9 protein-coding genes are annotated in these 9,113 nt (G+C 29.7%); 2 read left to right on the forward strand and 7 right to left on the reverse strand.

The window, feature by feature from the left end; all coding sequences use genetic code 11:
* Positions 1 to 277, forward strand: a 277-nt coding sequence (locus tag ABY298_RS12820) for a GIN domain-containing protein (protein ID WP_372746456.1), incomplete at its 5' end; no start/stop codon positions are given.
* A 160-nt stretch (positions 278 to 437) separates the two neighbouring features.
* Entirely contained in the window at positions 438 to 2,246 is a 1,809-nt protein-coding gene (locus ABY298_RS12825) for a hypothetical protein (protein ID WP_372746457.1), read from the forward strand.
* A gap of 37 nt (positions 2,247 to 2,283) precedes the next feature.
* Here the strand turns inward: ABY298_RS12825 and ABY298_RS12830 are convergent, their stop codons facing one another.
* From ABY298_RS12830 to rplQ, 7 genes are all read right to left on the reverse strand, one after another.
* The gene (locus tag ABY298_RS12830; protein ID WP_372746458.1) at positions 2,284 to 2,700 is read right to left on the reverse strand and encodes an Rrf2 family transcriptional regulator; all 417 of its coding nucleotides are present in this window, start codon (positions 2,698 to 2,700) and stop codon (positions 2,284 to 2,286) included.
* Between the two features lie 27 nt (positions 2,701 to 2,727).
* Positions 2,728 to 3,666, reverse strand: a complete 939-nt coding sequence (gene ctlX / locus ABY298_RS12835) for a citrulline utilization hydrolase CtlX (protein WP_372746459.1) — start codon at positions 3,664 to 3,666, stop codon at positions 2,728 to 2,730.
* A 3-nt stretch (positions 3,667 to 3,669) separates the two neighbouring features.
* Complete coding sequence (locus ABY298_RS12840) at positions 3,670 to 4,584, reverse strand: dimethylarginine dimethylaminohydrolase family protein (RefSeq protein WP_372746460.1); 915 nt, start codon at positions 4,582 to 4,584, stop codon at positions 3,670 to 3,672.
* An 82-nt stretch (positions 4,585 to 4,666) separates the two neighbouring features.
* Complete coding sequence (locus tag ABY298_RS12845; protein ID WP_372746461.1) at positions 4,667 to 5,953, reverse strand: citrate synthase; 1,287 nt, start codon at positions 5,951 to 5,953, stop codon at positions 4,667 to 4,669.
* 176 nt (positions 5,954 to 6,129) lie between these two features.
* Positions 6,130 to 7,419: a phosphopyruvate hydratase gene (eno, locus tag ABY298_RS12850; protein WP_372746462.1), complete on the reverse strand. Its 1,290-nt coding sequence runs from the start codon at positions 7,417 to 7,419 to the stop codon at positions 6,130 to 6,132.
* Positions 7,420 to 7,575: 156 nt separating this feature from the next.
* A complete protein-coding gene (gene carA, locus ABY298_RS12855) occupies positions 7,576 to 8,679 on the reverse strand; it encodes a glutamine-hydrolyzing carbamoyl-phosphate synthase small subunit (RefSeq protein ID WP_372746463.1) in 1,104 nt (367 codons plus the stop codon).
* Between the two features lie 94 nt (positions 8,680 to 8,773).
* On the reverse strand, positions 8,774 to 9,113 hold a 340-nt coding region (rplQ, locus tag ABY298_RS12860; protein ID WP_372746464.1), incomplete at its 5' end, for a 50S ribosomal protein L17.

Consider the following 9,113-nt stretch of genomic DNA (forward strand, 5'->3'; position numbering starts at 1 on the left):
CAATATTTCAAGTTCATCATCAAGCGGAGCAGGTATTCACATTTATGGAAAATCAAAACAATTTTCTGCAAGTGCTAGCAGTGGAAGCTCTATAGATGCAGATAAACTTGAAACTATAAATACAACAGCACAAGCTAGTAGCGGTGCCAACATAAATGTAAATGTAACTGGTAAATTAACCGCAAACGCAAGCAGCGGAGGAGATATTGACTATGAAGGGAGTCCAACCCAAATAAATAAAAACACCTCTTCTGGAGGTAGTATATCAGGAAGCTAATTCCAATTTATATATTTAAATTGTTAATCCAGTTCACTTTACGTGGACTGGATTTTTTTTAACATTGCCATTTAATTTGTTAATAATTGACAACTATCATTAAACTTACATCTAAGTTCATTAAATTTGCTCTGTAAATTAATTTTAAAATATTAATAGTATGCAAAACAAAAAACATCCTCATTCATTTCATGTGCCAGTAATGGGGTTAGCATTTACTATAGATAGTCCAATTAAGATTGCAAAATATGGTATTTCATCAGTAATTTCTATTGTTGATGATATTCTAATTGAAAAAATGAATGAATATTATTCAAAGAAATTCGAACTACCATATAAAGCAATTTCTAATAAAGTTGAAGATTATAGAGCAAAAAGAATAACTTCATACTTAAATACTGTTGACACTATAGTAAAACAAAAATTTGAAAACCTTAAAAAAAGTTTTGAAGATAAAACCAGTGAATTTGAAAAATATATGGATATGCTTCCAGATTTTTCTGAATTAAAACAAAATTTTATTGAAACTATACAGCATAACACCGTAAAAGAAGATATTCAAAATTGGATTCAGCAAAATTTAGTTGCGGGAAGTATTGATGTAAACATTATGACCAAACTTGATAAGGTGAATTACAATAAAAAAGAAGCCTTACCAAGTGAATTTAACGATGCACACGCAGCTTTAAGAGGTTTTGCCAATAGTAATTTAGATTCATCTGTAGTACTTTCTGCAGGGATGAATCCAAGATTATACGCTTATTTTGAAAACTTTAACGACTTTTTTCCAAATGAAGAAGGTTATTTAAAGAAAAAAATAATTTTAAAGGTAAGCGATTACAGATCTGCCATAATACAAGGTAAATTTTTAGCTAAAAAAGGTTTATGGGTTTCAGAATACAGAATTGAATCTGGATTAAACTGCGGTGGACACGCATTTGCATCTGATGGATATTTAATGGGACCTATTTTAGAAGAATTCAAAAATAATAAGGAAAACTTAATTGATGAAGTTCATGCCATTTTAATTGATGCTTTAAAAAGTAAAGATAAAACCATACCAAACAAACCTTTAAATTTAGGAATTACTGTTCAAGGTGGTGTAGGAACTCATGAAGAACATGAATTTTTATTAGATAATTACAATATTGATTCTGTAGGTTGGGGTTCTCCATTTCTTTTAGTTCCAGAAGCAACAACTGTTGATGTTAAAACTAGAGAAACTTTAGCAAAAGCAGATGAAAAAGACTTGTATTTAAGTAATGTTTCACCTTTAGGAGTTCCATTTAATAGTTTATTAGGAAGTACTAATGAAATTATTAAAAATCAACGTATTAATGCTAATGAACCAGGAAGTTCTTGCCCTAAAAAGTTTTTAACTTCTAATACAGAATACACTGATATTGCAATTTGTACCGCTTCAAAACAATATCAAACCAAAAAAATTCAAGAATTAAAAGAAGAAAATTTAAATTCTGAAGATTATTCTAAAAGGTTAGAAAAAATAACTGATAAAACCTGTTTGTGTGAGGGATTAGCAAATGCTGCTTTTTTAAATTATTCTATTGATAAAAAAGGTTCAGATGAAGGTATTGCAATTTGCCCTGGTCCAAACATGGCGTATTTTACTAAAGAAATATCTTTAAAAGAAATGGTAAGTCATATTTATGGTAAAACAAATGTTATTTCTTACCAAAACAGGCCACATATGTTTATTAAAGAATTAGCAATGTACGTAGCGTATTTTTCAGAAAGAGTTGAAGAGGTTAAAGAATCTTTTAATGCTAAACAAGAAAAATATTTAAATAACTTCCAAAATAATTTAAATGATGGTATAAATTATTATCACAATCTTTTTTCTACAACCAAAGAAGCTTTTGAAAATAATAAAGAACAATTAATTACTGAATTGGAAAGATTACGTCAAGATTTATTTAAAATTGAAATACCAATTTTTGTAAAAGCATAAACCAAAAAGGGCTTTCTAATGAAAGCCCTTTTTTATTTTAAGTACCACAATGAAAATCTTCCAACGTTTTATTTTCTAAAATTTTCAAGGTATTATCTCTAACTTCAGCCATTAGTCTATTTAAACTACAAAGTTCTTCACTTTTACAGTCATCACATTTTTTGTAATAGTTTAAGCTAACACAAGGCAACATAGCTATTGGTCCTTCTAAAATTCTAATTATTGTAGAAATTTTAATCTCTTTGGGTGTTTTCACTAAATAATAGCCTCCGCCTTTACCCTTTTTAGAAGATAAAATTCCATTCTTTTTTAGAACAAGCAATATACTTTCTAAAAACTTTTTTGAAATATTTTCAGCATCTGAAATTTCAGATATTAAAACAGGTTCATGCGGTTTTTGTTTTGCTAAATAACTTAGCGCTTTTAAACCATATTTGGTTTTTTTCGAGAGCATTTTTAAAATTACAAATTACAAATTATATTATACCATTTTTGGTAAAAAAACTTCAGCCATCATACAACGTGCGCTTCCACCACCACAAGCTTCAATAGTATCCAATGAACTATACAAAATTTTACAATGCTTTTCAATTCGGTTTATTTGATCTTTTGTTAAACAAGCATAAGCTGAAGATGACATAACTAAATACTTTTCATTATTGGCTCCTAAAACCTGCAACATATTACCTGCAAAACTATTTACCTGACTCTCAGAAATTGTAATAACCTCCTTTTTATCTTCTTTTAAATGCTTCAAAACATTTTTCTTATCCTGCTTATCATCAATACTATCTAAGCAAATTACAGAAAAGTTTTCAGCCAAACACATCATTACGTTGGTATGATAAATTGGTAGTCTTTTACCGTTTACCGTTTGATTAGCCACAAATGGCACTGGAGTATATTCAAAATCCTCACAAAATTCAATAAATAAATCTTCATCGGCTCTTGGAGAAAGTGCACAATAGGCTTTTGAATTTTCTCTGTCTAACAATAAACTTCCTGTTCCTTCCAAATAAATTTGTTCATCCTCGGCAGATGTGTAATCAACCACATTAGTTATTAAAAACCCGTTCTCTTCAAGAATATCTAAAACATCTTCTCTGCGCTCTAACCTTCTATTTTCCGCAAACATTGGATAGATAGCTACATCTCCACTTTCGTGAAATGAAACCCAATTATTAGGAAAAATTGAATCTGGAGTATCTGTGCTTTTTATATCGTTAATAACAATTACATTAACGCCAACATGTTTTAGCTTTTCTACAAAAGCATCAAATTCCTGAACAGCTTTAAACTGCACCGTTTCTGGTGTTAAAGAGTTAATTACTTTTTGATAATAATTATTAACAGCAGTTTGCTCATTCATTCTGAACGAAACTGGACGAACCATTAAAATTGTATTTGTTATTTGTTTCATTTTTTAATCTCTTATTAATGGCATTGTAGAACATCTTAAAAGGCCTTCTTGTTTACTAATTTCAGCATAAGGAATTTCTTCTACAATAAATCCTTGAGCTCTTAACCAATTATTTAAACGTGTAAAACTTCTTTCTGAAATTACAACTTCAGGAGAAATTGAAAATACATTTGAAAACATTTGGTACATTTCATCTTTAGTAATATGAAATAAATTCTCTAACCCAAATAAATTTACTAAATAATTATAATCGTTAACATCCTTAAATCCTTCTTTATGAATAATTGCTTTATTTGTTCCTACAGGCTGAAAACAACAATCTAAATGTAGTGCATTTTCTCTAGCATTTGTATTTGATTTTATCAGATCAAATTCTTTTACAATTTTATTAGGAAACATTTTTTTTATAAAATTTACACCTTTCATATTTGTACGGGCTGTAATTTGCTTTTCATAATCATCACCTTTATAAGTGCCAATAAAAATATGGTTATTCCAAAGCATTACATCACCACCTTCAAAATGAATATCATCAGATGTTTTTATTATTTTGTTCTCATCTATTTGATCCAATACATATTGTATTGCTTCAATTTCTTTTTCTCTATCTGGTAAAATATTAGATTTAAATAATTTATCTTCAATTACAAATGCAATATCTCTTGAAAATATTTGATTATAATTTTCAATTACATTTGGGCGATAAACTTTAACATCGTATTTTTTTAATACATCATTTAGGGCTTCCATTTCCACAATCATGTCTTTTTCTAATGGATATGTCCCTGCTTTAATATGTTCTAAAGATTTAGGATCATACGCTTCTTTTTCCAAAGGAATTGGCCCATTGCTTTTTGCAGTTCCTAAAACAACTGCTCTTAACCGAGAAGTTTCATTTTGAACATTTAAATTTATCATATTACTAATATTTAGCCGTAAAAATAATAAAACCCCTTAAATTAATAAGAGGTTTTATCAATATTTTAAAAACTAACTTTTTTTATCTTTTATCTTTTTCTATATAAGATCTTAATGGAGCTCCTATATAAAGTTGTCTAGGTCTACTTATTGGTTCTTTTCTTAAACGCATTTCCTTCCATTGGGCAATCCAACCTGGTAAACGTCCTAATGCAAACATTACAGTAAACATTTGAACAGGTATTCCTAAAGCTCTGTAAATAATCCCAGAATAAAAATCAACATTTGGATATAGGTTTCTAGATTTAAAGTATTCATCTTCTAAAGCTACTTTTGCTAAACCTCTTGCAACATCTAATACTGGATCATCCACACCTAAATCATTAAGTACTTCTTCTGCTGCTTCTCTAATAATTTTTGCTCTAGGATCGAAGTTTTTATAAACACGGTGACCAAATCCCATTAAACGAAACGGATCATCCTTATCTTTTGCTTTCTTTATATATTTTTGATAGTCTCCACCATCTTCTTTAATTTTTTCAAGCATTTCAATTACAGCTTGATTTGCACCTCCGTGAAGTGGTCCCCATAACGCAGATATACCTGCTGAAAGTGATGCAAACAATCCGGTTTGAGACGAACCTACAACTCTTACAGTGGATGTTGAACAGTTTTGTTCGTGATCGGCGTGTAAAATTAATAATTTATCTAATGCATTTACCACTACCGGATTTAAAACAAATTTTTCATTTGGCTTTTCAAACATCATTTTTATAAAGTTTTCCACATATCCTAACGAATTATCTCCGTAGGCTAATGGCAAACCTTCCTCCTTTTTATAAGTCCAAGCTACTAGTACAGGAAACTTTCCTAATATTTTACAAACCGCTTTATACATATCCCTTTCAGAATCTACATTTACACTTTTAGGATTAAAAGCTGTTAGTGCGCTTGTTAATGCAGAAAGCACTCCCATTGGATGCGCAGATTTAGGAAAACCATCTAAAATTTTCTTAATATCTTCATCAACTAAAGTGTTCTTCTTAATTTCATTCTTAAATTCTAAGCGTTGTTCTTTTGTAGGTAATTCACCAAAAATTAATAAATAACAAACTTCTAAAAAGTCAGACTTTTCAGCTAATTCTTCAATAGAATAACCTCTATAGCGTAAGATTCCTTTTTCACCATCTAAAAAAGTAATAGCACTTTCACAAGAACTTGTGTTTTTAAATCCAGGATCTAGGGTTGTTATTCCGCCAGTAACAGATCTTAAAGTACTAATATCAATTGATAATTCATTTTCAGAGCCTTTTAAAATTGGAAATTCATATTTCTTCCCATCTATTTCTAATATCGCAATATTTGGCATAGTTTATATTTATAAAATTTAATTTTTGGTTTTTTTATCTAGTTAAAGCGAATTTAATCAATTTCCTACTATTCTAAAAGATTTTTTACACATGTTTTATTAATAATGTATATATTGTTACAAATGCAAAAAAGCCGAGTAAAAACTCGGCTTTTTTAATAAATATTTATTTTTAATTAAAGAACCTTAAAGGCTTTTGCTTGTGGGTAGTAAGCAACGCTTCCTAACTCTTCTTCAATTCTTAATAATTGGTTGTATTTTGCCATTCTATCAGAACGAGATGCTGATCCTGTTTTAATTTGACCACAGTTTAATGCAACTGCTAAATCAGCAATTGTGTTATCTTCTGTTTCTCCTGAACGGTGCGACATAACTGAAGTATAACCAGCATTATGAGCCATATTAACAGCTGCAATTGTTTCAGTTAAAGTTCCAATTTGGTTTACTTTAATTAAAATAGAGTTTGCTATATTATTCTCAATACCACGAGATAAACGCTCTACGTTAGTAACAAATAAATCATCACCAACTAATTGAACTTTATCTCCAATTTTTTCAGTTAAATATTTCCATCCTTCCCAGTCATTTTCATCCATTCCATCTTCAATAGAAATAATTGGATATTTAGCAGATAATTCAGCTAAATAATCAGCTTGTTCTTCTGAAGTTCTAATTACACCTTTATCTCCTTCAAATTTAGTATAATCATATTTACCATCAACATAGAATTCTGCTGCTGCACAATCTAAAGCTAATTTCACTTGCTCTCCTGGTTTGTAACCTGCGTTTTCAATAGCTTTTAATACAGTTTCAATTGCATCTTCAGTACCATCAAAAGTTGGAGCAAATCCTCCTTCGTCACCAACTGCTGTACTTAAACCTCTATCGTGAATTAATTTTTTTAAATTATGGAAAATTTCACTACCCATTTTTAAGGCTTCAGTGAAGTTTTTTGCCATTACTGGCATAATCATAAACTCTTGAAATGCAATAGGAGCATCAGAGTGAGAACCTCCGTTAATAATGTTCATCATTGGAACTGGAAGTGTGTTACCACTTACACCACCAACATAACGATATAATGGCATTTCTAATTCATTAGCAGCTGCTTTTGCAACAGCTAAAGAAACACCTAAAATAGCATTTGCACCTAATTTAGATTTATTTTTTGTTCCGTCTAATTCGATCATTACTTGATCAATATAGTTTTGCTCAAAAACTGAAGTACCTAAAAGTTCTTCTGCAATAATTTCATTTACATTTTTTACTGCTTTTAAAACTCCTTTTCCCATATAATCTTTTCCACCATCACGTAATTCCATAGCTTCATGTTCTCCTGTAGAAGCTCCAGATGGAACTGCTGCTCTACCTAAAACACCATTTTCTGTAATTACATCAACTTCTACAGTTGGATTTCCTCTTGAATCAAATATTTGACGTGCATGCACACTTAAAATTATACTCATTTTTTTATATTTTTATTAATTAATTTTCAAGTCCAAATTTACAAAATTTAACGTGATTTCAACTGCTAATTTTTACCTTTTATACTATAACGTTTTCTCGGATTAATTTGGTGAAAAAAAAGCTATTAACTTTGGGGTTAATAGCTTTAATTTTAATTATTTAGAATTTTTAATATTTTCAATAAATTGGTCGAAAAGATACGCCGAATCATGTGGTCCCGGACTTGCTTCTGGATGGTATTGAACAGAAAAACAATTCTTATTTTTCATACGCATTCCAGCTACCGTATTATCATTTAAATGAATATGTGTTAACTCAAATTCATCATTTTTTTCTAATTCTTCTCTATTTACTACAAACCCATGGTTTTGAGAAGTTACTTCTCCTTTTCCAGTAATTAAATTTTTAACAGGATGATTAATTCCTCTATGCCCATTATGCATTTTATAGGTTGAAATTCCATTTGCCAAAGCTATTATCTGATGTCCTAAACAAATACCAAATAAGGGTAAATCTCTTTTAATAATTTCTTTGGCTACCTGTTGAGCCTCTTTTAACGGGGTTGGATCTCCAGGACCATTAGATAAAAAGAAACCATCTGGATTAAAAGCATTCATCTCTTCAAAAGTAGCATTAAAAGGGAATACTTTTATATAACAATCTCTACTAGCTAAATTTCTAAGTATATTCTTTTTAATTCCAATATCTAATGCCGAAATTTTATAGGTAGCGTTTTCGTTTCCATAAAAATAAGGTTCTTTTGTAGATACTTTAGATGCCAATTCTAAACCATCCATATTAGGAACAGATTTTAAGGTTTCTTTTAAAACTTCAACATCTAAATTAGTTGAAATTATAGCATTCATAGCACCTTTGTCTCTAATATAACGAACAACTGCTCTTGTATCAATATCTGAAATTGCTAACAAATTTTCTTTTTCAAAATATTCTTCAAGAGTCCCATCTGAATCTATTCTTGAATTGTTAAAACTAAAATTTTTACAAACAAGCCCAGAGATTTTCATGGAATCTGACTCAACTTCATCATTATTAATTCCATAATTACCAATATGCGCATTTGTAGTTAACATTAATTGCCCAAAATATGAAGGGTCAGTAAAAATTTCCTGATAACCTGTCATACCTGTATTGTAACATATTTCACCAAATGCCGTTCCATCTTTTCCTATTGATTTTCCTTCAAAAATCGTCCCATCTTCTAAAAGTAAAATTGCTTTTTTGCGTTGTGTATATTTCATTAATTAGTATATAAAGTTTGTATTGCGTTCAAAGATAAAAAAAAAGGATAAACTGTAAATAGTTTATCCTTTTATATTGTTAATAACTTATCATTTAGTTATCGCTCTTAGTTTCTTCAACTGCCTCAACAGTTTCAACTGCACTGTCAGCCTTTTTAGACTTACCTCTACGTGTAGTTTTCTTTTTCTTAGCACCGTTTGGATTATAAGTTGTATTGTAATCAACTAGTTCAATCATTGCCATTGGAGCATTATCTCCTTGACGATTTCCTAATTTAATAATACGTACATAACCTCCTGGTCTATCAGCAACTTTTACAGATACTTCATTAAACAATTCGCTAATTGCATATTTGTTACGTAAATAACTAAACACAATTCTACGATTATGAGTAGTATCGTCTTTTGATTTTGTGATTAAAGGTTCAACAAAC

Source organism: Lutibacter sp. (genome assembly GCF_041596795.1).
GTDB lineage: Bacteria > Bacteroidota > Bacteroidia > Flavobacteriales > Flavobacteriaceae > Lutibacter.

Bases quoted from the DNA above. Each gene is read 5' to 3' on its own strand.
- ABY298_RS12825 (WP_372746457.1), top strand. From the start codon at position 438: ATGCAAAACAAAAAACATCCTCATTCATTTCATGTGCCAGTAATGGGG.
- ABY298_RS12830 (WP_372746458.1), bottom strand. From the start codon at position 2,700: ATGCTCTCGAAAAAAACCAAATATGGTTTAAAAGCGCTAAGTTATTTA.
- ctlX (WP_372746459.1), bottom strand. From the start codon at position 3,666: ATGAAACAAATAACAAATACAATTTTAATGGTTCGTCCAGTTTCGTTC.
- ABY298_RS12840 (WP_372746460.1), bottom strand. From the start codon at position 4,584: ATGATAAATTTAAATGTTCAAAATGAAACTTCTCGGTTAAGAGCAGTT.
- ABY298_RS12845 (WP_372746461.1), bottom strand. From the start codon at position 5,953: ATGCCAAATATTGCGATATTAGAAATAGATGGGAAGAAATATGAATTT.
- eno (WP_372746462.1), bottom strand. From the start codon at position 7,419: ATGAGTATAATTTTAAGTGTGCATGCACGTCAAATATTTGATTCAAGA.
- carA (WP_372746463.1), bottom strand. From the start codon at position 8,679: ATGAAATATACACAACGCAAAAAAGCAATTTTACTTTTAGAAGATGGG.